Raw genomic sequence first — 24126 nt, forward strand, 5'->3', positions numbered from 1 at the left:
CCCCCTCGGTTCGCGACTGCGGGGCTCGCAAACCCGGCTCACTCCTCGCACTCACAGCGCCCCCTCTGATCGCGACTGCGGGGCTCGCAAGACCGGCTCACTCCTCGCACTCACTGTCGATCCTCCAGGTCGCCCTCGGTGGCCAGGTACGTCTCGCGGAGCCGGTCCAGGGTGGCGGGCTCCGGCGCGGCCCACAGTCCCCGGTCGGCGGCCTCCAGCAGCCGTTCGGTGATGCCGCGCAGCGCCCACGGGTTGGACCGCTCCAGGAACTCCCGGGTTTCCCCGTCGAACAGGTACGCCTCGGCCAGCTGCTCGTACATCCAGTCGTCGACGACACCGGCGGTGGCGTCGTAGCCGAACAGGTAGTCCACGGTGGCGGCCAGCTCGAACGCCCCCTTGTAGCCGTGCCGGCGCATCGCGGCGATCCACCTCGGGTTCACCACCCGGGCCCGGAACACCCGACGGGTCTCCTCGCCGAGGGTGCGGGTACGCACGTCGTGCGGCATCGCCGAGTCGCCCACGTAGGCGGCCGGGGCGGCCCCGGTGAGGTGCCGGACCATCGCCACCATCCCGCCGTGGTACTGGAAGTAGTCGTCGGAGTCGACGATGTCGTGCTCCCGGGTGTCCTGGTTCTTCGCCGCCACCGCGATCCGGGCGAAGGAGCGTTCCATGTCGACCCGCGCCTCCCGCCCGTCCAGCCCCCGGCCGTAGGCGTAACCACCCCAGACGGCGTACACCTCGGCCAGGTCGGCGTCGGTGCGCCAGTTGCGGGCGTCGATCAGCGGCAGCAGCCCCGCCCCGTACGCCCCGGGTTTGGAGCCGAAGATCCGGGCGGTGGCCCGCCGCTCGTCGCCGTGCGTGGCGACGTCGGCGGCGACGTGGGCCCGCAGGTAGTTGTCCTCGGCCGGCTCGTCGAGGGCGGCGACCAGCCGTACCGCGTCGTCGAGGAGGGCGACGACGTGCGGGAACGCGTCCCGGAAGAAGCCGGAGATGCGGACCGTGACGTCGACCCGGGGCCGGCCCAGCTCCGCCGGCGGCACCACCTCGACGCCGGTGACCCGCCGCGACCGGTCGTCCCACACCGGCCGGCAGCCGAGCAGGGCCAGCACCTCGGCGATGTCGTCACCCTGGGTACGCATGGCGCTGGTGCCCCAGACGGTCAACCCGACCGAGCGGGGGTACTCCCCGGTGTCGGCGAGGTAGCGGGCGAGCAGCGAGTCGGCCAGCGCCACCCCGACGTCCCAGGCGTTGCGGCTGGGGATCGCCTTCGGGTCGACGGAGTAGAAGTTGCGGCCGGTGGGGAGCACGTTGACCAGGCCCCGGGTGGGCGAGCCGGACGGTCCGGGCGGCACGAACCGGCCGTCGAGCGCGCCGAGGGTGTGGGTGATCTCGTCGGTGGTGCGGTCCAGCCGGGGCACCACCTCCCGGGCGGCGAAGCGCAGCACCGCCGCGACGTCGGGGCCGGCCCGGCCGGTCACCTCCGCGACCACCTCGTCGACCCGGGCGGGGTCCCAGCCGAGGGTCTCCATGCCGAGGACGAGCCGCCGGGCCAGCCCCTCGATCAGGTCCACGGCGTCGGCGGCGGTGACCGCCGGCCCGTCGACGATGTCGGTCAGCGTCGCCGGCACCACCACCCGCGCCCCGGGCTCGGCGAGCAGCGCCTGCTCGTCCAGGCCGTAACCGGCGGCGAGGGCCTGGCGCAGGCCGGGCAGGACGTGGGCGCCGCCCCACACCTGGGGGGCGCGCAGCACGGCGAGGACCAGGTTCACCCGGGGCTCGCCGGTGGGCACCTCGGCCAGGATGTGCAGCCCGTCGCGGATCTGCACGTCCTTGACCTCGCACAGGTACCCGTCGAGGTGCAGCACGAAGTCGTCGAAGTCGTCGGCGGCGGGCATCGCCTCGGTGTGCAGGTCGTGGTGCAGTTCGGCGGCGCGCACCAGCTCCCAGATCTGCCCCCGGACCACTGGCACCTTCGCCGGGTCGAGGGCCTGCACGGTGGCGTACTCGTCCAGGAGCTGTTCGAGCTTCGCCAGGTCGCCGTAGGTCTCGGCGCGGGCCATCGGTGGCACCAGGTGGTCGACCACCACGGCGTGCGCCCGCCGCTTGGCCTGGGTGCCCTCGCCGGGGTCGTTGACGATGAACGGGTAGACCAGCGGCAGGTCACCGAGGACGGCATCGGGGGCGCAGTCGGCGGCCAGGCCGAGGCCCTTGCCGGGCAGCCACTCCAGGGTGCCGTGCTTGCCGAGGTGCACCACCGCGTCCGCGCCGAAGCCGCCGTCGGCGACCGGCGCGGCCAGCCACCGGTAGGCGGCCAGGTAGTGGTGGCTGGGCGGCAGGTCGGGGTCGTGGTAGATGGCGATCGGGTTCTCGCCGAAGCCCCGCGGCGGCTGGATCAGCAGGGTGACGTTGCCGAACCGCAGCCCGGCCAGGACGATGTCGCCGTCGTCGGTGTAGAGCTGGCCGGGTGGCTCACCCCAGTGTTCCCGCATCCGGTCCCGCAGGTCGACCGGCACCTGGTCGAACCAGCGCCGGTAGGTCTCCCCCGGCACCCGGGCCTCGGCGGCGGACAACTGTTCCGGGGTGAGCCACTCGACGTCGTGACCCCCGGCGGCGATCAACGCGTGGATCAGCGCGTCCCCGTCGGTGGGCGGTGGCGCGTCGCCGAGGTGGTATCCGGCGGCGGCGAGGGCGGCGAGCAGCCGTACCGCCGAGGCGGGGGTGTCCAGGCCGACGGCGTTGCCGACCCGGGAGTGCTTCGTCGGGTAGGAGCTGAGCACGATCGCCAGCCGCTTGTCGGCGGCGGGCAGGTGTCGCAGCCGGGCCTGCCGAACGGCGATCCCGGCGACCCGGGCGGCCCGCTCGGCGTCGGCGGCGTAGACCGACAGCCCGTCGGCGTCGATCTGTTTGAACGAGAACGGCACGGTGACGATCCGGCCGTCGAACTCGGGGATGGCCACCTGCATCGCCGCGTCCAGCGGGGAGATCCCGGCGTCGCTCCCGGCCCACTGCTCGCGGGTGCTGGTGAGGCAGAGCGCCTGGATCACCGGGACGTCCAGGGCGGCGAGCGCGCCGACGTCCCAGGCGTCCTCGTCGCCTCCGCCGGAGGCGTCGGCGGCGACCGTCCCACCGGCGGCGAGGACGGTGACGACGAGGGCGTCGCAGCGGGCGAAGAGTTCCAGCGGCCCGTCGCCGGGGCTGAGCCCGCGCAGCGAGCCGCAGAAGATGGGCAGCGGGTTCCCGCCGGCCGCGTCGACCGCGTCGGCCAGGATCTGCACGAATTCGGTGTTGCCGGCCAGCGCGTGCGCCCGGTAGAACACGATCCCCACCGTCGGACGTCCGTCGCCGTCCACCTGCGGCCCGGCCGGTCCGGCCGCCCGCTGGCGGTCGAGGACGCCGTACGGCGGGGTGGGGGTGGGCGGGTCGAAGCCCTCGCCGGTGAGCAGGACCGTGTCGGACAGGAAGCGGGCCAGCTGGGCCAGGTTGTCCGCACCCCCCTCGACCAGGTAGGACAGCGCCTCGGTGACCACCCCGGAGGCCACCGTGGAGATCGCCATCAGCTCCGCGTCGGGCACCGCCTCGCCGCCGAGCACGATCGTGGGCACGCCGGAGCCGAGCACCGCCGCGAGGCCGTCCGGCCACGCCTGCCGACCACCGAGCAGCCGTACGACAGCCAGATCGACGCCGTCGAGCAGGGCCGGTACGGCGTCCACGTCGACCCGGGTGGGGTTGGCGAGCCGGTAGTCGGCGGCGCTGGCGCGGGCGGCGAGCAGATCGGTGTCGGCGGTGGACAGCAGCAGGATGCGCACGTGCGGCTCCGGAGAGTGACACCCGACTCGACCACGGTGCCGGGTCGGACGGGGTGGGATGGACGCCGGTCAGCGGTGACGGAGGTACCGGCTCACCCGCGCCGCGGGGCGGGGCACCCGGAACCGGTCGTCAGTGGTGGGTGGCGGGCCAGCCGACCCGGCACAGGCCGGCGGCGACACGTACGCGCAGCGGCACGGGTTCGGCCGCGATGCGGAGATCACCGGCCGTCGTCGGGCCGGTGGGGACGCGGTGCGTCATCGGGTCCTCCTCGGGTGTCCACGCCCTGGGGTTCTCCGACGGCCGAAGTATCCTGGCTTCCGGATCGACGCTCACCCCCGGTCTTCCAACCGCACACACACGGCCGTGACTCACGAGGGGGGATCACTCCCCGGTGACAGTGGCGGGACCGCGTCGGAATCGCACCGACTTCCTTCACTGCCGTCAGGCCGCGAATGCTGCCACACTCCTCACCCCGAGGTCAACGGCAGGCACCGGGCCCGGACGGCGTCCATCGACCCCGCCCCCGCGGACCCGGTGCGACCGGGGTCTGCGGGGGCCGGCGTTCAGCGCAGGCGACGTTCCGGGTGGGCCCGGTTCCAGACCCGCATCCGCTCCGGGTAGCCGGTCTTCGCCGCCTCGTAGAGGGGCACCGCGTGCCGGCGGGCCAGCTTCGCCGCCGTCCGCGGTGAGCCGGTGCGGCGACGGATCCACTCCCCGTCGTGGGCGATCGCCACGACGGTGGTGTCGGTGGCGGTGGTCTCCGGTTCGAGATAGAACTCCACCCCACGGTGGGCCGCCACGAAGTCCTCCAACGCGGTCAGGTCCTCCCGGGTGGCCTCCCGGTCGAGCGTGGTCGGGATGCCCTCGACGGCCCGGGGCCGCCGGCTGAACCAGCCCATCGTCCGCTCCTCTCCTCGCGTGCCTCCCCAGTGCAGCACCGCCACCTGGTAGGGCGCTGCGAACCCCGTGACAGCCCGCTGAACGCCCCGCTCACTGCTGGTCGAGGGCGGCCAGTTCGTCGGGGGTGAGCCGCAGCGCGGCGGCGGCGACGTTCTCGGCGAGGTGGGCCGGGTCCCCGGTGCCGGGGATGGCCAGCACGTGCGGGCCCTGGTGCAGGGTCCACGCGAGCCGCACCTGCGCGCCGGTGGCGTCGTGGGCACGGGCGACGGCGCGGACCGCCGCGCTGTGGTCGGTGCGCGCCCCGCCCTCCCGGTTCCCGCCGGCCAGGGCGAAGAACGGCACGTAGGCGATGCCCCGGGCACCGCACTCACGGATCAGGGCGTCCTGGTCACCGCGGTTGTCCAGGGCGTAGTTGTTCTGCACGCAGGCCACCGGGGCGATGGTCTGTGCCTCGTCGAGGTGGTCGAGGCGGACGTTGGACAGGCCCAGGTGCCGGATCAGGCCGGCGTCGCGCAACTCGGCCAGCGCACCGAAGCGTTCCGCCACGGAGTCCGGCGTCGGGCGCTTGACGATCCGCAGGTTGACCAGGTCGAGGTGGTCGCGGCCGAGCCGGCGCAGGTTCTCCTCCACCTGGGCGCGCAGCTGCGCCGGGCCGGCCTCCTCGTGTGTGCCGGTGGCCGGGTCGGACCGGAACCCGACCTTGGTGGCGATGACCAGGTGCTCCGGGTACGGGGCGAGCGCGGCGCGGATCAGCTCGGTGGCGTACCGGGCGGGGCCGGTGCCGACCTTCAGGGTGCCGCCCGGCGAGACGTAGAAGGCGGCGGTGTCGATGTGGTCGACCCCCAGCTCGACGGCCCGGCGCAGGACGCGCAACGCCCGGTCCCGGTCGGGGTGGGCGGTGATCCGCATCGAGCCGAACCCCATCCGGTGCACGGGGCGGTCGCCCAGGGTCCAGCGGCCCGCCGCCGCAGCGGTGATCTCGATTGGCATTCGGCGACCGTAGCCAGTAGCGGCGGCCCGGGTGATCGGCCGCGCACCCGATACCGACGACGGCCGGCGACTGCTAACTTTCTTGTATCGGGGCGGTGGGCGTCGGGCCGGCCGGCGGGCGGGTGGCCGGCACCAGGGCCAGCGTCGGGATCAGCAGCACCGGCACCACCAGCAGCGCCTGCAGGGTGCCCACGTGGTCGCCGAGCAGGCCGAGCAGCGGCGGGCTGGCCAGGAACGACGTGTAGCCGATCACCGCGACGACGCTGACCCGGGCGGGTGCCCGGTCCTCGTCGTCGGCGGCGGCGCTCATCCCGACCGGAAAACCGAGTGACGCGCCGAGCCCCCAGAGGACCACCCCGACGACGGCGAGCGGTCCGGAGCCGGCCAGCACGGCCAGCAGCGAGCCGGCGGCGGCCAGCAGGATCGTGCCGATCAGCACCGGCACCCGACCCCAGCGGTCGATGGCCACGGTGCCGGCGGTCCGGCCGATGGTCATGCCGACGACGAAGACCCCGAACACGGCCGCGCCGGCGGCCTCGCTGACCCCGTAGCCGTCGACGAAGGCGACCGCCAACCAGTCGTTCGCGCTGCCCTCGGTGAACGCCATCACCAGCACCAACGCGCCGATGAGCAGGGTGCGCGGCTCGCGCCAGGCCGCGAGCAGGCCGCCGCGGCGGGTGGACGCGGCCCCGTCGGCGGCCGGGGCGGGCAGGAAGTGACGCGCCCCGAGCACGGTGCCGCCGAGCACCAGCGCCGCCAGCACCGTCAGGTGGGCGGTGATCGGCACGCCGAACCGGGCCGCGCCGGCGCCGAGTCCCGCGCCGGCCACCGACCCGAGGCTCCAGGCGGCGTGGAACCGGGGCAGGATGGTGCGGCCCAGCCGTTTCTCCACCGCCGCGCCCTCGACGTTCATCGCCACGTCGCAGGTGCCGGAGCCGTAGCCGAGGGCGAACAGGCCGGCCGCCACCCCGGGCAGCGAACCGATCGGGCCGGCGGCGACGCCCACCCCGGCCAGCCCGACCGCCACCAGCATCGTGGAGACGACGACGGTGCGGGCCGGGCCGAGCCGCTGGGTCACCAGGCCGGCGCTGGTCAGCGCCAGCACCGCGCCGCCGGACATGGCCAGCAGCAGCAGGCCGAGCCGGCCGGCGCTGAGACCGAGCGCCTCGCGTACCGCCGGGACCCGGGAGAACCAGGTGGCCACGGCGAGACCGTTGAGGGCGAAGACCACCGCGACACCGGTACGGGCGGCCCGCACCGCCCGGGGCGCGACGGTACGGGTCTCGGTGGCGGCGTTCACGGCGGTGTGGTCCCTTCCGGGGGTGGCCCGTCCCCGTGCGGGCACGACGTCCTCACCGGAGATCTCACACCGGTTTCGTCACGGCCACAAGCGCGATGTGCCCCTTACCGGCAGCTCGCCGCTCCGACGACGGCTGGCCCGCCGCCGACCTGTCACCGCGCGCCAACGCCCCGGCAGCCGGATTTCCCCGGTGATCAAGAGGTTTGCGTCAGAAAACCCTCGGCGGATGACGCACCCCTCTTGATCACCAAGCGGGGTACGGGCCGAAGCGGCAGGGGGCGGCGGGTTCAGCCGGCTGGGGTCGCCAGGCGGCGGAGGAAGGCGGCCCGTTCGCCGGCAAGATTCAACGCAGATCCGGCGGCGTGCGAAAACCGGTCCGAGCAATGTCGACAATGGGCGGACAACCGTCCAGAATATCCGTCGCCCACCATTTCCGTACTGTCCGAATAGCTGAGCGGAACGGTAAGATCGGGGACAGCCAGGTGACCGATCAATGACTGCCGACTGTGAAGTGGATCACACACAATGTGCCCATGAGAACCGGACCCGGGCGCGGCAGGGCAGTACGGCTCGCGGCATGCCTCGCCCTGGTGACGCTGCTCGCCGGCTGCATGCAGCTCCACCTCGGCCTCACCGTCAACGCCGACGACACCATCGACGGGCAGCTCCTGCTGACCGCGGAGAAGTCCGTGCTCACCAGCCGGAACAAGAACATCGCGGTGGCCTACGCCGAGCTGCGGGAGAACATCCCCAGCCTGCCCGCCGGCGAGGAGACCGTCTACGAGGACGGGCGTTACTACGGCGCGCAGATCACCTATCGGCGTACCCCGTTGAAGGATTTCACCAGCGCGAGTGTGAATCTTGTCCGCGACGGTGATCTCTACCGGTTCAGCCTGCCACTCGACCCCAATAAATACGGCGGGAAAGTGGCCGAGCAGAATCCCCAGAACCAACAGGCGTTCATGCAGTTGATGTCGTTCGAGATCTCCGTGACCTTTCCCGGCCGGGTGATCGACACCAACGGCACGGTCAGCGGGCGCTCGGTCAGCTGGAAGGTCGTGGCCAACCAGCCCAAGCCGGCCGAGCTGCGGGCGATCGCCGAGGCCCCGCCCCGGCCGACCCCGTCGGCCACCCCGGCCGCCACCACCGGCGACGACGACCCGGGTTCCTTCCCCTGGCTGCTGGTCGGCGGCACGGTCCTGGTCCTGCTGCTGGCCGGCGGGGTCGTCACCGTGCTGCTGCGCCGCCGGGGCCGCACCGCCGCCACCACGTCCACCCCGCCGGGCCCGACCGGCACCACCGGCGCACCCTCGCCGACCGATCGTCCGGGGCCGGTCTGACCCCGGCGCACCACCACGGCACCCGGGCGGCCCGACCCGGCGGTTCCCCGCCCCGCCGGCCGTCGCACCTCACCAGTCGCACCTGCCCTCCCCGCACCATTCGAAGGGAGATCGCCGTGAACGATCTCTTCACCTGGACCGCCCTCGGCAGCGTGGCCGGCGCCAGCGCCGCCACCCTGCTCACCGCCAACGTCGTCGGCGGACTACTCGGCCCGAACAGCGACAAGGCCCGCAAGTGGATCGCCCTGGGCGTGGCGCTGACCCTGTCGTACGCCACCGCGGCGTTCGCCACCGAAGCAGGCGGCGAGAAGTGGCTCATCGCGTTCTTCAACGGCCTGGTCATCTTCTCCGCCGCGCTGGGCGTCAACCAACTGCCGCCCGCCAACCGGCAGCCGACCCAGGCGTCGGCCGGCCGACTCGCCCAGGGGCGCGAGCCCCGCTTCGTCCGCTCCTGGGTCTGAGCGGAGACGCGTCATGATCTTCGGAATCATCAGCGCCGCCGTACACGTGCTGGGCGGGGCGGCGCTCGGGGTCATCGCCGGCGGGCCGGTCGGCCTGCTGGTCGGCGCGGTCGTCGGCCTGCTGGTCGGCGTCCCGTTCGGCTGGTCGGTCACCGCCGCCCGGGTGTACGGCCCGGACGCCCGGGGCGTGCTGCTCTTCGTCGTCGACCACACCTGGAGCCTGCCGAACACCGCCGTCGGGGCGCTCTACCTCGCCCTGCACCTGGTCTTCGGCCACTCGCTGGACCGGCCCACCTCGCAGCACAGCTGCCGGGTCAACCTGGTCGAGGGGGTCTCCCCGCGCTACGCCACCACCATCGGCACGGTCTGCGCCGGGTCCGGCCCCGGCATCCAACGGCACGAGGACGTGCACATCTTCCAGGCCCGGCTGCTCGGACCGCTCTACCTGCCGCTGGTCGTCGGAAACTACCTCCTGTTCACCATCGCCCCGGTGTGGCTGCTCTGGCACGACCACGCCAACGCCCCGATCAACCGGTTCACCCGGTACTTCGAGATCGGCGTCTACCCGCACGTGTGGAACGAGGCCATCGCGTACCGGGTCCAGGGGACGCCGCCGCGATGACCGACGACGGGCGGGGACCGATCGAGACGGCCACCGCCGCGCTGGCGGCCTGGCTGGCCGGGGCGGCCGGCGAGGACGTCCCGGTCGGCCCGCCCACCGACGGCGACACCGGGCTGACCCTGTGGCCGCTGGCCCTGCGGCCGGCCCGGCAGACCCGGGGCACCGGCACCCGGGAGCCGTACCGGTTCACGATCCGCTACCTGGTCAGCGCCGCCGGTCCGACGGCGCTGGCCGGGTTGGACCGGGTCCTGGCCGCCGCCGCCGAGGCGGGCGAACCGGAACTGGTGCTGGAGGCCGGCGACCCGGCGCTGTGGGTGACCCTGGGGGCCACCCCACGCCCGGCGCTGCTGGTCGACGTGCCGGCCCAGGTGACGCCCGCGTCGCCGGTCGCACCCCCGGTGCTGCACCCGCTGCGGCTGCACCGGCTGGCCCTGCGGGACCTGGTCGGCCGGGTGGTCGGTCCGCAGCAGCAGCCGCTGGCGGCGCTGCGGGTGGAACTGGTCGGCACCCCGTACGCCACCCATACCGACGCGGGCGGCCGGTTCCGGATCGCCGGGGTCCCGCACGACCCGGAGCACCCCGGGCAGCCGGTCCGGCTGCGCCTGGTCGGCCGGGGCCGCACCCTCACCGCCGAGGTCGACCCGGCCGACGCGGACCTCGTCATCGTCTGCGAACCCCCGGCCCGCTGACCCGGACCGGCCGCGTACAGGAGGACCGATGCCCCAATACTTCTCCCCCGGCATCTATGTCGAGGAGGTGCCCAGCGGCGCCCGGCCGATCGGGCCGGTCGGCATGGCCACCGCCGCGTTCGTCGGGGTCGCGCCGGACCGGACCGCCCACGTCGACCGGGCGCTCGCGGTCAACAGCTGGTCGGAGTTCCTGCGCCTGTACGCCGACGGCGACGACCTGGAGAGCACCCCGCTGGCCCGGGCGGTCTTCGGCTTCCTCGACAACGGCGGCAGCCGCTGCTGGGTGGTCAACGTCGGTGCGGGCGGTCAGCTCACCGGCACCGGGCAACGCCGCACCGGGCTGCAACTGGTGGAGGCGATCGACGAGGTGGCCATCCTCGCCGCGCCCGGCTTCCACGACCCGGTGTCGCACGACGCGCTGCTGAGCATGGCCGAGCGGCTGCGCACCATGGTGGCGATCTGCGACCCGCCGCCCGGCGTCGAGGACATCTCGACGCTGACCCGGGTGGCCACCCCCGCCCCCCGCCCCACCACCGGCAAGCCCGGCGACGGCAAACCCACCGACGGCAAGCCCGGCGATCCGGCGGCGGCGTCGGGCGACGAGCCGGCCGGCACCGCCCACCGGGCCCGGCAGTCGGACTACGGCGCGTTCTACTTCCCCTGGCTGCGGGTGCGTGACCCGCTCACCGGCGAGCTGGTGCTCACCCCGCCGAGCGGGCACATGGCGGGCATCTGGGCCCGCACCGACGGGTTGCGCGGCGTCCACAAGGCCCCCGCCAACGAGCCGGTACGCGGTGCCGTCGACCTGGAGTACCTGGTCACCCGCTCCGAACACGACGTGCTCAACCCCAAGGGGGTCAACGTCATCCGGTACTTCGCCGGCGAGGGCATCCGGGTCTGGGGGGCCCGCACCCTGGCCGCCGAGGCCAGCGAGTGGCGCTACCTCAACGTGCGGCGGCTGTCCATCTCCATCGAGCAGGCCATCGCCAACGGCACCCGGTGGATGGTGTTCGAGCCCAATGACTACTCCCTGTGGCGGTCGATCCGCCGCGACGTCGGCGCCTTCCTGACCCGGGTGTGGCGCGACGGGGCGCTGCTGGGGCGTACCCCCGAGGAGGCGTTCTTCGTCAAGTGCGACGAGGAGACCAACCCGGCCGACGTCCGCGACGCCGGAATGGTGGTCGCGCACATCGGCATCGCCGTGGTCAAGCCGGCGGAGTTCGTGGTGTTCAAGCTGAGCCAGTGGGCCGGCGGCACCGAGACCGAGACGATCGGAGGCTGAGATGCCGACCACGGCCACGCCACAGCCGGGCGCCCCGGTCGACCCGTACCGGGCGTACAACTTCAAGCTGCTCATCAACGGCGTCACGAACGGGCACTTCACCGAGGTCAGTGGCCTGGACCTGACGATCGGCCGGCTGGCGTACCGGGAGGCCGGCAACGACCGGATCCGGTCCGTCCCGGGGCAGGTCGACTACGCGCCGGTGACCCTGCACTTCGGACTGACCCCGTCCCGCGAGCTGTGGGACTGGGTGCACAGCGCGGCGACCGGAACGGTGAGCCGCCGCAACGTGTCGGTGGTGCTGCTGGACGCCGCCGGCACCGCCGAGGTGCTGCGCTGGAACCTGATCAACGCGTGGCCGATGCGGTGGCGCGGAGCACACCTGCACACCCTGTCCCAGGAGATCGCCATCGTGGCGCTGACCCTCGCGTACGAGGGGCTGGAGCTGGAGGCCGGCGGTGCCACAGCGCCCACGACCGCGTAACTGGCTGGCCGCCCGACTGCGGGCCGCCGCCGAGGCGGTGGACCCCGCCGCCGGCCCGACCGCGCCGGTCGCGGACCAGGCCGGCCGGTTCGCGGCACCGACCACGCCGTTCGCCGGCCCGACGCTCGCCCCGCCCGCACGGCGGCCCGAGCCGGCTGACCCGGCGGCATCCGCACCGCGCCGGCCGGGGCAGCCGCCGGAGCACTGGCTCCGGGTGGTCGCCGCGCACGCCCCCGGCCTGCTGCACGACCTGGTCGGGCCGGCCGACGACGTCCCGCCGGGTCCGCCGCCGACCGCCGACCCCGGGCAGGCAGACCTCCCGGGGGTACCCGGCCGGTTCGCCCCGGCGTCGGCCGGGCACCCGGCGCATTCGCCCCGACCCGGCACCCCGTCGACCCACCGGCACCCCGGCCATCCGCCCCGGTCGGCCGATCCGACCGGAACCACCAGGCCGGGTGACCCGACCGGAACCACCGACCCGGCGGCCCTCGACTGGACTGCGGGTGACCGGTCGGCCGGTGACCGGTCGGTTCTGCGCACTCCCCGTTACCCGGCGCACTGGCCGGGCCCGACGGCTCCGCACCGGGACGTGCCAGCGGCAACGGCCCGGCCCGGCCGCGCGAGAGCGCTCTGGTCCAGGCTGCGCGGAGCGGCGGGGTCCGACGCGCACCAGTCGACCGGACCCGGCGTGCCGGGATCGTCCGGTCCGCCGGGGTGGGAAGGGTCCGGGCAGCCCCCCGGATCGGCGCGGTCCGGGCAGCACCCGGGTTCGGGGCCCGTCGGGCGTCCGGCCGGAGCGGACCTGCCGGCAGTCCCGGCCGGTGACGACTTCGCGCCGCCACCCGCCGGCACACCGCAGGCATACCCCGACACGACCCGGTCGACGGACCCCCCGGGGACAGGCCCCGACGCGATCCGCGGGGTCGACCCCGGCGCAGCGTCCTGGCCGGGTACCGCCACAGCACCGGGGACAGGTGGTGGCCGGCCAGGGTGGTCGGACCGCCCCGGGCCACCCACCGGTCGACCGGGACGGCCGGCGGACCCGGGCAGCCCGGTGGACGGCGACACGGGCCGATGGACGCCCGGCGGCCCCGACGGGAATGCGGCCACCGGGAGCGGCGCCCGGGCCGACGGGTATGCGGCCACCGCAACCAGCGCACGGCTCGGCGGACTCGACCCCACCGTTCCGGTGGGGGATCCTGCCGCCGGCCCCTATCCGGCGGGCGACCACACGGCCGGTCCGGCGACCCGGCAGCGAGCCGATCCGACCCGTCCGGTTCTCCGGATCACGCCCGACGCACCGGCCCACCTCTGCGGCAGCCCGCCCGGACGGATGTTCGGCGGGGAGCCGACCGGCCCGGCTGCCCCTGGTGCGGACGACGGGTGGCGCGGCGGTGGGGCACGACCGACCGACCAGGACGTCGACGTCATCGACCACGGCCCGCCGTCCCGGCACGCCTCCGTCGTCCGGCGGGGTGCCGCGACCCGGTGGCCGGCCGACGAGCCGAACCCGCCCGGTGACCCGTGGCCGGCGCTGCCCGGTGAGCCCACCGCCACGACCGGCACGGTCCACCCGGCCGGCACGCGGGACACCTGGCTGCGGGGCGGGACGGCGATGGCGGGCGGGGCGGGCGGACCGGCGGGGGCGGTGGCCGATCCGTGGCCGGCGCTGCCCGACGACAGCGGGTGGCGGGCACCGAGGGTGACCGGGTGGGACGACGCCCGGCACGGCCGGCTCGACGCCGAACAGCGGGGGGTCTGATGGAACGGGTGGCGTTCCTGGTCGACGAGTCCGGTATCCGGATCGACTGCCTGCTCAACCCGCAGACCGTGCAGGTCACCCGGGTCGCCGGGGTACGCCCCCGGGGCAGCGCCGACGGGCAGCTCACCGGCGTCGGGCTGGCCGACGACCCGCTGGTCTTCACCGGCGGCGGACGCACCGAACTCGTGCTGGACCTGCTCTTCGACACCGACCTGGTGGAGGGCCCGACCCCGCCCGAGGACGTCCGGACGCTCACCCGGCCACTGTGGATGCTGGCCGAGAACTCCGCCGTGGCGCACGGCTGGCAGCGTCCACCGCTGGTCCGGCTGGTCTGGGGCAAGACGTGGAACGTGCCCGGGGTGGTGGTGGCCGTCGCCGAGCGGTTCGACGTGTTCACCCGGACGGGCTCACCGCGCCGTTCCTGGCTGCGGTTGAAGCTGCTGCGGGTGGCCGAGTCGGCCGACGAGGCGCAGCAGGGCTTCGCCGAGGAGCTGGCCGCCGCGTCGACCCCCGGCATCGGGGTGGGGCAGGCGGTGGTGGCCACCGGGGACGGCTCGGCCGCGCCCGGCTACTCCGGCGTCCGCTTCGACCTGCTCGCCCACGACGCGCTCGGCTCGCCGCTGCGCTGGCGGCTGCTCGCCGAACACAACCGGATCACCGACCCGTTCACCGTGCCGGCCGGCACCGCCCTCGCGGTGCCCCCGCCGACCGGAACCGACCCCACCGCCGTCACCAACTCCACCGCCGTCACCGGCTCGGTGGCCGCCCTGGGCATGCTGACCGGCACGGGCCTGCTGACCGGCACGGGGCCGTGGACCGGCGGGGACCTGTTCGCCGGCCCGGGTCCGGCCGGCGTCGATAGGGGTGCCCGGTGAGCACCCGGCCGTCGGTGTTCCTCGACGGGGTGCCGCTGGACGGGACACCGGCCCGCCGCATCCGGTCGGTACGGGTGGCCGCCCGTCTCGACCAGCCCACCCAGTGCGAGGTGGTGTACGCCGCCGACCCCGGCCCGGCCGCGCGGGGTCCCGGCACCGGCCCGGTGGTGCCGACCGGTGCCACCCTGGACGTCCGGCTCGCCGAGGAACGGCTGTTCACCGGCGAGGTCACCTGCGTCGAGGTGGAGTACGCCGCCGACGGCGCCGCCCTGTTCCGGTTGCGCGGCTACGACCTGCTGCACCGGCTGCGCAAGCGGCAGCAGCTGCGGGTCTTCGAGGCGGTCACCGCCGCCGACCTGGCCCGCGAGCTGTGTGCCGAGGTGGGGCTCGACGTCGATGCCGACGCCGACGGGCCACGCCTGGAACGGCTGCTCCAACACCGGCACAGCGACCTGGACCTGCTGTTGGAGGTGGCCGGCCGGGCCGGCCTGCACCTCGCCGCCGACGGCGACCGGGTGCGCCTGGTCACCCTGGACGGGCACGGTGAGCCGCTGCCGTTGGCGCTGGGCCGGACGCTGCACTCGGTGCGGTTGGCCACCAACCTGGACCGGGCCGCCGGAGGCAGCGCCGCCCTGGGCTGGCACCCGCAGCGGGCCGAGCCGCTCGGTCAGCAGGTCGACACCGCGCGGACCGGCCGCCGGGTGCCGCTGCGCCCCGACCCGGCGGCGGTCGGTGCGGACGGCGTACGGACCCTGGTGGACCAGCCGGGCCGCAGCGACGACGAGTTGGCCGCGCTCGCCCAGGCCGGGCTGGACTCCCGGGTCGCCGCGCTGGTCACCGCCGAGGGGGTGGCCGAGGGGGACCCGGCGTTGCGACCCGGCCGGCGGATCACGCTGACCGGGGTGGCCGAGGAGCTGTCCGGGGCGTACGTGCTCACCGAGGTGGTGCACACCGTCGACGGCAGCGGCCACCTCACCCGGTTCTCCACCGCCCCGCCGCCCTCCCCGACGCGCGTACCGGCCGGCGGGGCGGTGGTCACCCTCGGCGTCGTCACCTCCGTCGACGACCCGGACCAGCGCGGTCGGGTACGGGTGCGGCTGCCCGGCTACGGGGATCTGGACGCCGGCTGGCTGGCGGTGCTCTGTCCGGGGGCGGGACGGGACAAGGGCATCGTGGCGCTGCCCGACCCGGACGACACCGTGCTGCTGGCGTTGCCCGGCGGCGAACCGGTCTCCGGAGTCGTGCTGGGCTCACTCTTCGGCCTCGTCGCGCCGTACGACACGGGGGTCGCCGAGGGGCGCGCGAGCCGCTGGTCGGTGCGGACCAGCAGCGGTCAGACCATCGTGGTCGACGACGCCGCGCGGACGGTGCGGCTGGCCACCGACGCCGGCAGCTTCCTGGAGCTGACCCCCGAGCTGACCACCCTGCACGCCGCGACCGACCTGGTGCTCTCCGCGCCGGGCCGGGCGATGGTGGTGCGGGCCCGCAGCGTCGACTTCCTGCACGCCGACACGACCGAGGACGCGGCGACCGCCCGGCAACAGGCCGGCGCGCTGGCCCGCGCCCACTCCGGAGGTGGCTGATGCGTTGGATCCACCTGAACTCGCTGATCGCCTGCGACCACGACGGCCGGGTCACCAACCGGGCGTCGCAGCACTGGCTGACCGTCGCCGGCGTCCCGGTGCTCGTCGACGCCGACCCCGAGGGGCGTGACATCGTGGCCTGCCCCAACTACGGGCCGACGATCAAACCCTGCGCGAAGACCCTCGCGGTGCGGGTCGGCTACAGCGACTGGCTGCGGGTGGACGGGCACCGGATCGTGCTGTCGCACCTGGACGGCTTCACCGACGGCACCCCGCCGGGCCTGGTCCACCACACGGTCCACGATCCCCGGCAGCGTCTGGTGGAGGCCGACCGATGAGGGCATTGCGGTTCGTCGGGGCCGGCTTCGACGCCGGCCGCACCGGTGGCCTGGCGTTGACCGCGACCGGCGGGCTCGCCGTGACCGACGGCGACGAGACGGTACGCCAGGCGTTGTACCTGCTGCTGTCCACCACGCCGGGCGAGCGGCTGATGCGCCCCGGGTACGGCTCCCGGCTGCACCGGTTGGTCTTCGCCCCCAACGACGACACCACTGCCGGGCTGGCCATCCACTACGTCCGGCAGGCGATCCGCCGGTGGGAGCCCCGGATCGAGGTGATCGACGTGGATGCCGGCCCCGATCCGGACGACCCGTGGCGACTGGTGATCCGGCTGGACTACCGGGTCCGGGCCAGCCTCTCCCCCGGCCAGCTGGTCTTCTCCGTCGACCTGCTCCCCGACGACACCGACCCGGCCGGTGGCCCGACCGCCGCCGGGGACCGGGCCGCCCGGCGTCCGGCGTCCGGCACCGACCGCCACGCCGCCGAGGGGAACCCGTCATGACGCTGCCCGTGCCGCACCTCGACGACCGCACCTTCCTCGATCTGGTCACCGAGGCCAGGGAGCGGATCCGGCGGTCCTGCCCCGGCTGGACCGACCTGTCCGCGCACGATCCGGGCATCGCACTGGTGGAGGCGTTCGCGCACCTCACCGAGGTGATGATCTTCCGGCTGAACCGGTTGCCGGAGAAGGCGTACGTGCAGTTCCTGAACCTGCTCGGGGTGACCCGGCACGTCCCGACGGCGGCCTGGGCGGATGTCCGCCTCGTGCGTACCGGCACCGACCGGGCGGCGGTGCGGATCCCGGCGGGCACCCGGATCGCGGCGGCCCGGGGCGCGGACCCGAAGCCGGTCGTCTTCATCACCACCGAGCCGGCGCTGCTGCCGGAGGGGGCCGCCGAGGTGACCGTGCGCACCCACCACTGCGACCTCGTCGTCGCGGAACTGCTCGGCGTCGGCACCGGCCAGCCGGGGCAGGTGCTGCGGGCCGCCCGGGCGCCGATGGCGCGGACCGCCGAGGCGTGGGACCTGCTGCTCGGGGTGGAGGCGGTGGCCGGCACGGTGGAGTTGGGCGCGGTGGCCCGGGAGCACGAGGGCACCACCTACGAGGTGTGGCGGCCGGTGGACAGCTTCGCCGGGGTCGGTCCGCAGGCCAGGGTCTACCTGGTGGACCGGTGCTCCGGCGTGGTCACCTTCGCCCCGGCGCTGGACCTGCGCCCGGCCCCCGCCGACCCGCCCGCCGGCGACCCGGCCCCGACCTTCGGCAGCCCGGCCCCGCCCGCCGGCGACCCGGCCCCGCCCGCCGGCAGTCCGGCCCCGCCCGCCGGCAGTCCGGCCCCGCCCGCCGGCAGTCCGGCTGCGGCCTCCGGCAGCCCCGCCGCCGGCCCGGGTGGCGGCAGGATCGGCGGCGGGTCGGCCGACGGGCCGGTGACGGTCGCGGCGGTGCCGCCGGCCGGCGCCCGGATCCGGCTCTGGTACCGGGCCGGCGGCGGCCGGGCCGGCAACGTCGCCGCCGGCACCCTGACCAACCTGCGGGACCCCCTGCCGGGGGTACGCGCGGAGAACCCGGAACCGGCCAGCGGCGGGCGGGACCTGGAGACGCTCGACTCCGCGCTGGTCCGGGGCCCGTACGAGTTCTTCGCCCAGCAACGCGCGGTCACCGCCCGGGACTTCGAGATCCTCGCCGCCGGCTCCGGCGGGGTGTCCCGGGCCCGGGCGTTCACCCGGTCGGCGGTGTACAGCTTCGCCCGCCCCGGCGAGGTCGAGGTGGTGCTGGTGCCGTACGTGCCGGACGAGGCCCGACCGGGTGGCCGGCTGCCGGTGTCGGTGCTGCGCGCGCACGAGGTGGAGGAGTCCCGCCGTCGGGTGGAGGCGGACCTGGACCGGCGGCGGGCGTTGGGCACCAGTTGCCGGGCCGGCTGGGCCCGCTACAAGGCGGTGTCGATCCGGGCCCGGGTGGTGGTCCGCCGGGAGGAGGACGTCGAGGCGGTCCGTCGGCGCATCCACGACCGGCTGCACCGGACGCTCAGCCCGCTGCCCACCGGGCTGAACCCGACCGGTTGGGCGTTCGGCGAACCACTGCGCGCCTCCAACGTGTACCGGATGTTGGAGCACGCCGAACCGGGCGTGCGGTACGTCGAGTCGGTCCGGTTCGTGGTGGACGAGGCCCCCGACGCGCAGGTCCGCGCCCTCGCCGTCGACCAGTACCAGGCCCGCACCTGGTACGCCGGCCGGGGCCCGGTGCTGTTCCGCTCGTCCAACGCCGGGGTGGGCTGGGAGCCGGCCGGGCGGTTCGACGACGACGAGACGGTCGTCCGGGTCGCCCCCGCCCCGGCCCCGGTACGCCCCGGCGTGGTGGCCCGACCCGGCGCGGTGGCGGTGGTGACCACCCGGGCGGCGGGCGGCTCCCGGGTGCACCTGAGCACCGATCTCGGCGAGACCTGGTCCCCGCTGACCGGTCTGGACTCGCGGCTCACCGACCTGGCCTGGATCGACCGGGACGGCGCGGGCGCGCTGCTGCTGGCCACCGACACCGGCCTGTACGAGGTTTCGCTGCTGCCCGGGGCGGTGCCGTTGCAGATCCTGGTCGACCCGGCCGACGCCGACCGGGGTTTCTACGCCGTCCGGTCCTTCGTCTCCGAGCGGGGCGCGCCGGGGGTGGCGGTCGCCGCCCAGGCCAGTTTCGGGGTCTACCTGTCCACCGCCGGTGGCCGCCCCGGCAGCTTCACCCACGTCGGGCTGGCCAATGTGGACAACCGGGTCCTCGCCGTGCAGTACGACGGCCCGGCCACCCTGCTGTGGGCCGGCGCGGGTGAGCCGGACCCGAAGAAGCCGGGTCAGGGCTGCCACCGCACCCGGCTGTTCGAATCCGACGTGAAGTGGCAGCAGGTGCAGGCCGGTTGGGTCGGCGGCACCTGCCGGGACCTCACCTTCGTCGGCACCCTGGCGGTGGCCGCCACGCAGAGCGGCGGGGTGGTCCGGCTGGACACCCTGGCCGCGCAGGCGCAGTGGCAACCGGTGATGGTCAACTGTGGTCTGCCGCTGCGGGACCGGACCCGGTTCGTGCCGGTGGAAGCGATCGCCGGCAGCATCGCCGGGCCGGGCGGCACCGAACGGCTGATCCTCGCCGGAGGCGAGCGCGGGGTGTACCGCAGCGCCGACGCCGCCGACTGGACGGCCAGCGCGAACCAGGCCACCGCCGACGTGGTGACCGTCCCCGACACCTGGCTGCTCTGCTCCGGCGAGCACGACATCGAAGTGGTGGGCCACGATGCGCCGAGCGGCGATTGAGCGGCTGCTGCCGGCCGCCTACCAGCGGGCCGCCGGACCGGGCAGTGTGCTGGCCGCCCTGCTGGACGTGATGGAGGCGCTGCACGCCCCGGACGAGGCGCTGCTCGCCGAGGTGGACGCGCTGTTCGCCCCGTACCGCACGCCGGACGGGTTCGCCGGTTACCTGACCCGCTGGGTGGCGATGGACCACGTGCTCGGTCCACCCCGGCCGGACGCCCCGCCGGCATTGCCGGTGGGGCGGCTGCGCGACCTGGTCGCGCACGGTGCGATGCTGGCCCGCTGGCGGGGCACCCCGTACGGGATGCGGACCGCGTTGGAGCTGGCGACCGGGGTCACCGGTTTCGTCCTCGACGAACCGGTCGACCGGCCGTTCCACCTGGTGGTCCGGGTGCCACCGGAGGCGGCCGGGCTGCTGACCGTGGTCACCCGGATCGTCGAGGCGGAGAAGCCGGCCGCGGTGACCGCCGAGGTCGTCCTCGCCGACCCCCCACCCCCGGTGCCGTACGAACCGGCGATCGGCCGCGCCCACGTTCCCACCCCGGGTTCCCTCCCCTCGCCCGAACCGTCGCCTGAGGAGCCGTCATGACCACCGAATGGGCCGTCGTCGCCGCCGCCGAACAGTTCACCCTCGACCCGGCCAACCGGGGTGAGCTGACCTTCACCGTCTCCAATCCCGGCGTCGCGCCGGACACCGTGGTCTTCGACGTCGCACCGGGCGACGGCAGCCAACGGGCCTGGTTCACGGTGGCCGAGCCGCAACGGGTGGTGCCGGGGCAGAACTCGGTGTTGTTCCTGGTCCGCCTGACGGTGCCGGCCGGCACCGCACCCCGGCGGTACGACATGACCGGCTTCGCGTACTCGGCGAACACCGCGCCGGAGGAGAGTTCCCGGTCCAGCGGCCGGGTGACGTACGAGGTCAGGGCGGTCGCCCCGCCGAAGCGGACGCCGTGGCCGTGGATCGCGGCGGCGGTGGCGTTGGTGGTGCTGGTCGGCGGGGTGGTCGGTTACCTGCTCACCCGCCCGGACGACGCCCCACCGCCGCGCGCACCGTTGGTGGTCGCGGTGGAGGCGGAGATCCTGCTCGCCGGGGCGAAGCTGGAGTCACCGGCGGGTGCCGCGGTGAAGGTGGTGACGCAGCCCGACTGCTGCGGGGTCGCCTGGTCCGGTGGTGCGCAACTCTTCTTCCAAGGGCTGGCGGTGGGTGACCGGGTGCGTCTCACCGTCACCCTGCCGGCCGACGCCACCTGGTCGTTCGCCGCCTCCCGGACCGTCTCCTCCGACTACGCCAACACCATCTGGCAGGTCGACGGGGTGCAGCTGGGCGGCACCTTCTTCGGCTTCGCCAAGCAGCCGGCGCTGCGGGACCTCGAAGACGTCGGCACGGTCCGGCTCGCCCGGGGCCCGCACACCCTCACCCTGATCGCCGTCGGCAGGACCCAGGGCACCGAACGCTACTTCGCCGGGGTGGACCGGATCCGGTTCACCGAACTGCCCGCACCGGGCACGCCGTGAGCGGTCGACAGAAACTGCTGCTGGTGGCGGTGACCGTGCTGCTGGTGGCCGGCTTCGTCATCGCGATCGGGGTGGGCCGCGCCGACCGGGGTGACCCGGCCGACGCCGGGGCGCTGGGCTGGCTGGGTCGCCTCGGCAGCGGCAGCACCGCGTTGGATCCCGCGACGGTCCGCGCCGACTGCGACCGTACCGGTGACGTGCTGACCTTCGTCGGCGGTTGCGTGCTGCGGGTGGCCGACCCGGGCGCGCTGCGCACCCTGGTCCTGCGCAGCACGGCGGCCTTCACAGTCGCCGCCCCCGCCCCGGGTGACGCCAACCTGACCGTACGTGACGACGTCACCCCCGCCGACGGGGGCGAGGCCGTCGTGAAGATCGCTGTCGACCGGGCCACCGAGGTCGGCCTGGGCTGCCCGGGAGGTGTCTCGTGCACGGTCATCATCGCCACCTCGTGACCCAGCACCCGTCGGCGCACGGCGCGGATCGGGCCGGGGCGGGCCGGGGCGGGCCGATCCGCGCCGCGCCGGGGCAGGCCAGGCCGCGGCGGGGCGGAATGGGGCAGGGCGGACCGGGATGGGGCAGGGGTGGGGTGGATCGGGCCGGATGGGTCCGGCCGGGATAGGTGGGGCGGGGGCGGCATCGAAGCGGAGGGAGGCCGGGTGTGGGTGAGTTGCGCAAGCCGTTCCTGCTGTTGGCGCTGCTGGCGGTAGCGCTGGTGGTGGGGCTGGAACTGGGGTCGTCGCTGCTCACCGGCGGCGGCGAGGCGGGCGGGGCGCTGCTGACCAGCGCCCAGGACCTGGGCGTGGATGTCGGCGACGTGGGCCGGATCAGCGAGCCCTCCGGGCGGGGCACCGGCTACCTGGCACTGATCGACGTGGTGGCGCTGTGGACCACCGGGCTGTTCAGCCTCAGTCTGCTGCTCTCCGACCGGGTGCAGGGCCGGGTGCAGGGGGTGGCCACGCTGATCTTCTCGATCCTGCTGATCCTGGCCTCGCTGGTGCTGCTGGTGATCGCCTTCGTCGAGTTGACGGTGATGGTGTCGCTCTTCCTGGCCGTACCCTTCGGCACCCTGGCCTACCTGGCGCTGTGGGGGTTCTTTCCGGTCGGCAAGGCCAGCCTGCTGCTCGCGCTGGTGCTGCTGTTGAAGCTGGTCTGGGGTGTGCTGCTACTGCTCGCCCAGCCCCGCTTCCTGCAGAACAAGGGGCTGGTCCTGCTGGTCCTGACCACCCTGGTCTGCACGGTCGTGCTGGAGTTCCTACACCGGCTGGTGCCGGTGATCCTGGTCAGCATCCTCGACGACGTCGGCGCTCTGGTGTTCGCGATCGTGGCCATCGTCTGGGGCCTGGTGCTGCTGATCGGCTCCATCCCCGCCATCGTCAAGGCCGTCCGCGTCACTGCCACCGTCCGATGACCCCCCGGCCGTCTGGCCGGCAGGTCTGGTCGGTCATCGGCCGTCGGTCGGTCCGGCAGTGATCGGCCGTCGGCCGGTCCATCGGTGATCGGTCCGGTGGTGGTCCAACGTTCGGTGGTCCGACGGTCGGTGATCCAACGGTCGGTGATCCAACGGTCGGTGGTCCGACGGTGGTCGCTTGGCGCGTGGGCGGGTCAGTGGGGTGAGGTGGCCGGCGGTGGTGAGACAGGAGAGGCATGACAGGCCACGGAGCGGTATGCCTCTCCGTCATATTCATGCCACAGAGGCATACCGCTCCCTCAGGAAACCGCCTGTTCTCCACTACTCAGTGTGAAATTGACTCCCCGGCGCGGACGAAGCTCACGGACCCCGCGTCCCAGGCAGACCCGACGGCCCAGAAAGACCCCATGGCCGACGACCCCGACAACCCCAACGACCCCGACGGGCCCTGCCAGCCGACGGACCCAATGGACTCGACGGATCGCACGGTCCGGCAGCCGACCGACCGAAGAACCCGAAGAACCGACGGACCCTAAGGACCCGACGGACCCTAAGGACCCGACGGACCCGACGGACCCGACGGACCCGACGGCCAGCATCGCCCGCCGTCGTGGCAGCCCGCAGCCCACCGGGCCCGTCGATCCGGTCAGGACACGTGGGCCAGGTAGGCATCGATGGTGGCGGCGAGGATGTCGGGGCCGGGCCGGGACCAAAGTGCGGTCTGGAACACCTCGACCTCGACCGGCCCGGCGTATCCGGCGGCGTCGACCGCCTCGCGCAGCCGGCGCAACTCCACACAGCCCTCCCCGGGCAGCGCCCGACCGAGCAGCACGCCCTCCGGCAGCGGGGTCACCCAGTCCGCCGCCTGGAACGCGGCGATCCGGTCCCCGGCCCGGGCGATCTGCGCGTACACCGTGTCGTCCCACCACACGTGGTAGGTGTCGACCACCACCCCGACCACCGCCGGATCGAACCTCTCGGCGATGTCGAGCGCCTGGCCGAGGGTGGCGATCACACACCGGTCGGCGCTGAACATCGGGTGCAGCGGCTCGATGGCCAGCCGTACCCCGGCCGCTGCCGCCTCGTCGGCGAGGGCGGCGACGGCGTCGGCGACCTGCCGGCGGGCTCCGTCGACGTCCCGGCTGCCGGGCGGCAGCCCACCGGACACCAGCACCAGTTCCCGGGTGCCGAGGGTGGCCGCCTCCTCGATGGCCCGCCGGTTCTCGTCCCACCAGTCCGGGGCGGTGAAGAACCCGCCCCGGCAGAGCGAGGTGACGGTCAGCCCGGCGGCACGGACCAGCCGGGCCGCCCGCTCGACCCCGAACTCCTGGACGGGTTCCCGCCACAGGCCGATGCCGGGCACTCCGGCCGCCGCGCAGCCGGCGACCGCCGCAGCCAGCGGCCAGTGCTGGGCGGTGGCCTGGTTGAACGAGAACCGTGCCAACCCGGCCACCGCACCACCAAGCACCGCATCACCGCCAGCC

22 protein-coding genes and 1 riboswitch are annotated in these 24126 nt (G+C 74.6%); of the genes, 16 read left to right on the forward strand and 6 right to left on the reverse strand.

Translation table 11 applies throughout. The features are described 5' to 3' along the window. Nucleotides 1–110 precede the first annotated feature (110 nt). From cobN to ACQP1S_RS17495, 5 genes are all read right to left on the reverse strand, one after another. Nucleotides 111–3806, reverse strand: a complete 3696-nt coding sequence (cobN, locus tag ACQP1S_RS17475; RefSeq protein WP_432896449.1) for a cobaltochelatase subunit CobN — start codon at nucleotides 3804–3806, stop codon at nucleotides 111–113. Between the two features lie 130 nt (nucleotides 3807–3936). Beyond that, complete coding sequence (locus ACQP1S_RS17480) at nucleotides 3937–4065, reverse strand: hypothetical protein (protein WP_432896452.1); 129 nt, start codon at nucleotides 4063–4065, stop codon at nucleotides 3937–3939. Between the two features lie 23 nt (nucleotides 4066–4088). Next, nucleotides 4089–4265: riboswitch (cobalamin riboswitch) on the reverse strand. 105 nt (nucleotides 4266–4370) lie between these two features. Beyond that, on the reverse strand, nucleotides 4371–4706 hold the full coding sequence (locus tag ACQP1S_RS17485) for a hypothetical protein (protein WP_432896455.1): 336 nt from the start codon (nucleotides 4704–4706) through the stop codon (nucleotides 4371–4373). 91 nt (nucleotides 4707–4797) lie between these two features. Further along, on the reverse strand, nucleotides 4798–5697 hold the full coding sequence (locus tag ACQP1S_RS17490; RefSeq protein WP_432896458.1) for an aldo/keto reductase: 900 nt from the start codon (nucleotides 5695–5697) through the stop codon (nucleotides 4798–4800). 73 nt (nucleotides 5698–5770) lie between these two features. Continuing rightward, nucleotides 5771–6997 carry an MFS transporter gene (locus ACQP1S_RS17495; RefSeq protein ID WP_432896461.1) on the reverse strand — a complete coding sequence of 409 codons (1227 nt, stop codon included), beginning with the start codon at nucleotides 6995–6997 and terminating at the stop codon, nucleotides 5771–5773. 533 nt (nucleotides 6998–7530) lie between these two features. Between ACQP1S_RS17495 and ACQP1S_RS17500 the strand changes: the two genes are divergently transcribed. The 16 genes from ACQP1S_RS17500 to ACQP1S_RS17575 all read left to right on the forward strand — a co-directional run bounded on the left by ACQP1S_RS17500 (nucleotide 7531) and on the right by ACQP1S_RS17575 (nucleotide 22642). Further along, complete coding sequence (locus tag ACQP1S_RS17500; RefSeq protein ID WP_432896464.1) at nucleotides 7531–8337, forward strand: LppM family (lipo)protein; 807 nt, start codon at nucleotides 7531–7533, stop codon at nucleotides 8335–8337. 116 nt (nucleotides 8338–8453) lie between these two features. Then, nucleotides 8454–8798, forward strand: coding sequence for a hypothetical protein (locus ACQP1S_RS17505; protein ID WP_432896467.1), 345 nt, complete (start codon nucleotides 8454–8456; stop codon nucleotides 8796–8798). A 13-nt stretch (nucleotides 8799–8811) separates the two neighbouring features. Continuing rightward, the gene (locus tag ACQP1S_RS17510) at nucleotides 8812–9420 is read left to right on the forward strand and encodes a glycine zipper family protein (protein WP_432896470.1); all 609 of its coding nucleotides are present in this window, start codon (nucleotides 8812–8814) and stop codon (nucleotides 9418–9420) included. Beyond that, nucleotides 9417–10109 carry a carboxypeptidase-like regulatory domain-containing protein gene (locus ACQP1S_RS17515; RefSeq protein WP_432896473.1) on the forward strand — a complete coding sequence of 231 codons (693 nt, stop codon included), beginning with the start codon at nucleotides 9417–9419 and terminating at the stop codon, nucleotides 10107–10109. Before ACQP1S_RS17510 ends, ACQP1S_RS17515 begins: the two co-directional genes overlap by 4 nt. Before the next feature lie 28 nt (nucleotides 10110–10137). After that, nucleotides 10138–11391: a phage tail sheath family protein gene (locus ACQP1S_RS17520; RefSeq protein WP_432896476.1), complete on the forward strand. Its 1254-nt coding sequence runs from the start codon at nucleotides 10138–10140 to the stop codon at nucleotides 11389–11391. A gap of 1 nt (nucleotide 11392) precedes the next feature. Beyond that, entirely contained in the window at nucleotides 11393–11875 is a 483-nt protein-coding gene (locus tag ACQP1S_RS17525) for a phage tail protein (protein ID WP_357775315.1), read from the forward strand. A gap of 1189 nt (nucleotides 11876–13064) precedes the next feature. Next, complete coding sequence (locus tag ACQP1S_RS17530) at nucleotides 13065–13637, forward strand: hypothetical protein (protein WP_432896480.1); 573 nt, start codon at nucleotides 13065–13067, stop codon at nucleotides 13635–13637. Further along, nucleotides 13637–14512 carry a hypothetical protein gene (locus tag ACQP1S_RS17535; protein ID WP_432896483.1) on the forward strand — a complete coding sequence of 292 codons (876 nt, stop codon included), beginning with the start codon at nucleotides 13637–13639 and terminating at the stop codon, nucleotides 14510–14512. The genes ACQP1S_RS17530 and ACQP1S_RS17535 overlap by 1 nt, the downstream gene beginning before the upstream one ends. Further along, nucleotides 14509–16095 carry a phage baseplate assembly protein V gene (locus ACQP1S_RS17540; protein ID WP_432896486.1) on the forward strand — a complete coding sequence of 529 codons (1587 nt, stop codon included), beginning with the start codon at nucleotides 14509–14511 and terminating at the stop codon, nucleotides 16093–16095. Before ACQP1S_RS17535 ends, ACQP1S_RS17540 begins: the two co-directional genes overlap by 4 nt. Continuing rightward, nucleotides 16095–16433 carry a hypothetical protein gene (locus ACQP1S_RS17545; RefSeq protein ID WP_357775326.1) on the forward strand — a complete coding sequence of 113 codons (339 nt, stop codon included), beginning with the start codon at nucleotides 16095–16097 and terminating at the stop codon, nucleotides 16431–16433. The genes ACQP1S_RS17540 and ACQP1S_RS17545 overlap by 1 nt, the downstream gene beginning before the upstream one ends. Beyond that, entirely contained in the window at nucleotides 16430–16936 is a 507-nt protein-coding gene (locus ACQP1S_RS17550; protein WP_432896489.1) for a GPW/gp25 family protein, read from the forward strand. Before ACQP1S_RS17545 ends, ACQP1S_RS17550 begins: the two co-directional genes overlap by 4 nt. Then, entirely contained in the window at nucleotides 16933–19722 is a 2790-nt protein-coding gene (locus ACQP1S_RS17555) for a putative baseplate assembly protein (protein ID WP_432896492.1), read from the forward strand. Before ACQP1S_RS17550 ends, ACQP1S_RS17555 begins: the two co-directional genes overlap by 4 nt. After that, the gene (locus ACQP1S_RS17560) at nucleotides 19703–20308 is read left to right on the forward strand and encodes a phage tail protein (protein ID WP_432896495.1); all 606 of its coding nucleotides are present in this window, start codon (nucleotides 19703–19705) and stop codon (nucleotides 20306–20308) included. The genes ACQP1S_RS17555 and ACQP1S_RS17560 overlap by 20 nt, the downstream gene beginning before the upstream one ends. Further along, nucleotides 20305–21234, forward strand: coding sequence for a hypothetical protein (locus tag ACQP1S_RS17565; protein WP_432896498.1), 930 nt, complete (start codon nucleotides 20305–20307; stop codon nucleotides 21232–21234). Before ACQP1S_RS17560 ends, ACQP1S_RS17565 begins: the two co-directional genes overlap by 4 nt. After that, the gene (locus ACQP1S_RS17570; protein WP_432896501.1) at nucleotides 21231–21686 is read left to right on the forward strand and encodes a hypothetical protein; all 456 of its coding nucleotides are present in this window, start codon (nucleotides 21231–21233) and stop codon (nucleotides 21684–21686) included. The genes ACQP1S_RS17565 and ACQP1S_RS17570 overlap by 4 nt, the downstream gene beginning before the upstream one ends. A 206-nt stretch (nucleotides 21687–21892) precedes the next feature. Beyond that, nucleotides 21893–22642 carry a hypothetical protein gene (locus ACQP1S_RS17575; protein WP_432896504.1) on the forward strand — a complete coding sequence of 250 codons (750 nt, stop codon included), beginning with the start codon at nucleotides 21893–21895 and terminating at the stop codon, nucleotides 22640–22642. A 646-nt stretch (nucleotides 22643–23288) separates the two neighbouring features. Here ACQP1S_RS17575 and ACQP1S_RS17580 read toward each other — a convergent pair. Continuing rightward, nucleotides 23289–24086, reverse strand: a complete 798-nt coding sequence (locus ACQP1S_RS17580; RefSeq protein WP_363668546.1) for a sugar phosphate isomerase/epimerase family protein — start codon at nucleotides 24084–24086, stop codon at nucleotides 23289–23291. Between the last annotated feature and the right edge of the window lie 40 nt (nucleotides 24087–24126).

Origin of the sequence: Micromonospora matsumotoense (assembly GCF_050951065.1) — a bacterium.
GTDB classification, from domain to species: domain Bacteria; phylum Actinomycetota; class Actinomycetes; order Mycobacteriales; family Micromonosporaceae; genus Micromonospora; species Micromonospora matsumotoensis.

Bases quoted from the DNA above. Each gene is read 5' to 3' on its own strand.
- ACQP1S_RS17480 (WP_432896452.1), bottom strand. From the start codon at position 4,065: ATGACGCACCGCGTCCCCACCGGCCCGACGACGGCCGGTGATCTCCGC.
- ACQP1S_RS17485 (WP_432896455.1), bottom strand. From the start codon at position 4,706: ATGGGCTGGTTCAGCCGGCGGCCCCGGGCCGTCGAGGGCATCCCGACC.
- ACQP1S_RS17490 (WP_432896458.1), bottom strand. From the start codon at position 5,697: ATGCCAATCGAGATCACCGCTGCGGCGGCGGGCCGCTGGACCCTGGGC.
- ACQP1S_RS17500 (WP_432896464.1), top strand. From the start codon at position 7,531: ATGAGAACCGGACCCGGGCGCGGCAGGGCAGTACGGCTCGCGGCATGC.
- ACQP1S_RS17510 (WP_432896470.1), top strand. From the start codon at position 8,812: ATGATCTTCGGAATCATCAGCGCCGCCGTACACGTGCTGGGCGGGGCG.
- ACQP1S_RS17515 (WP_432896473.1), top strand. From the start codon at position 9,417: ATGACCGACGACGGGCGGGGACCGATCGAGACGGCCACCGCCGCGCTG.
- ACQP1S_RS17520 (WP_432896476.1), top strand. From the start codon at position 10,138: ATGCCCCAATACTTCTCCCCCGGCATCTATGTCGAGGAGGTGCCCAGC.
- ACQP1S_RS17525 (WP_357775315.1), top strand. From the start codon at position 11,393: ATGCCGACCACGGCCACGCCACAGCCGGGCGCCCCGGTCGACCCGTAC.
- ACQP1S_RS17535 (WP_432896483.1), top strand. From the start codon at position 13,637: ATGGAACGGGTGGCGTTCCTGGTCGACGAGTCCGGTATCCGGATCGAC.
- ACQP1S_RS17545 (WP_357775326.1), top strand. From the start codon at position 16,095: ATGCGTTGGATCCACCTGAACTCGCTGATCGCCTGCGACCACGACGGC.
- ACQP1S_RS17550 (WP_432896489.1), top strand. From the start codon at position 16,430: ATGAGGGCATTGCGGTTCGTCGGGGCCGGCTTCGACGCCGGCCGCACC.
- ACQP1S_RS17555 (WP_432896492.1), top strand. From the start codon at position 16,933: ATGACGCTGCCCGTGCCGCACCTCGACGACCGCACCTTCCTCGATCTG.
- ACQP1S_RS17560 (WP_432896495.1), top strand. From the start codon at position 19,703: ATGCGCCGAGCGGCGATTGAGCGGCTGCTGCCGGCCGCCTACCAGCGG.
- ACQP1S_RS17565 (WP_432896498.1), top strand. From the start codon at position 20,305: ATGACCACCGAATGGGCCGTCGTCGCCGCCGCCGAACAGTTCACCCTC.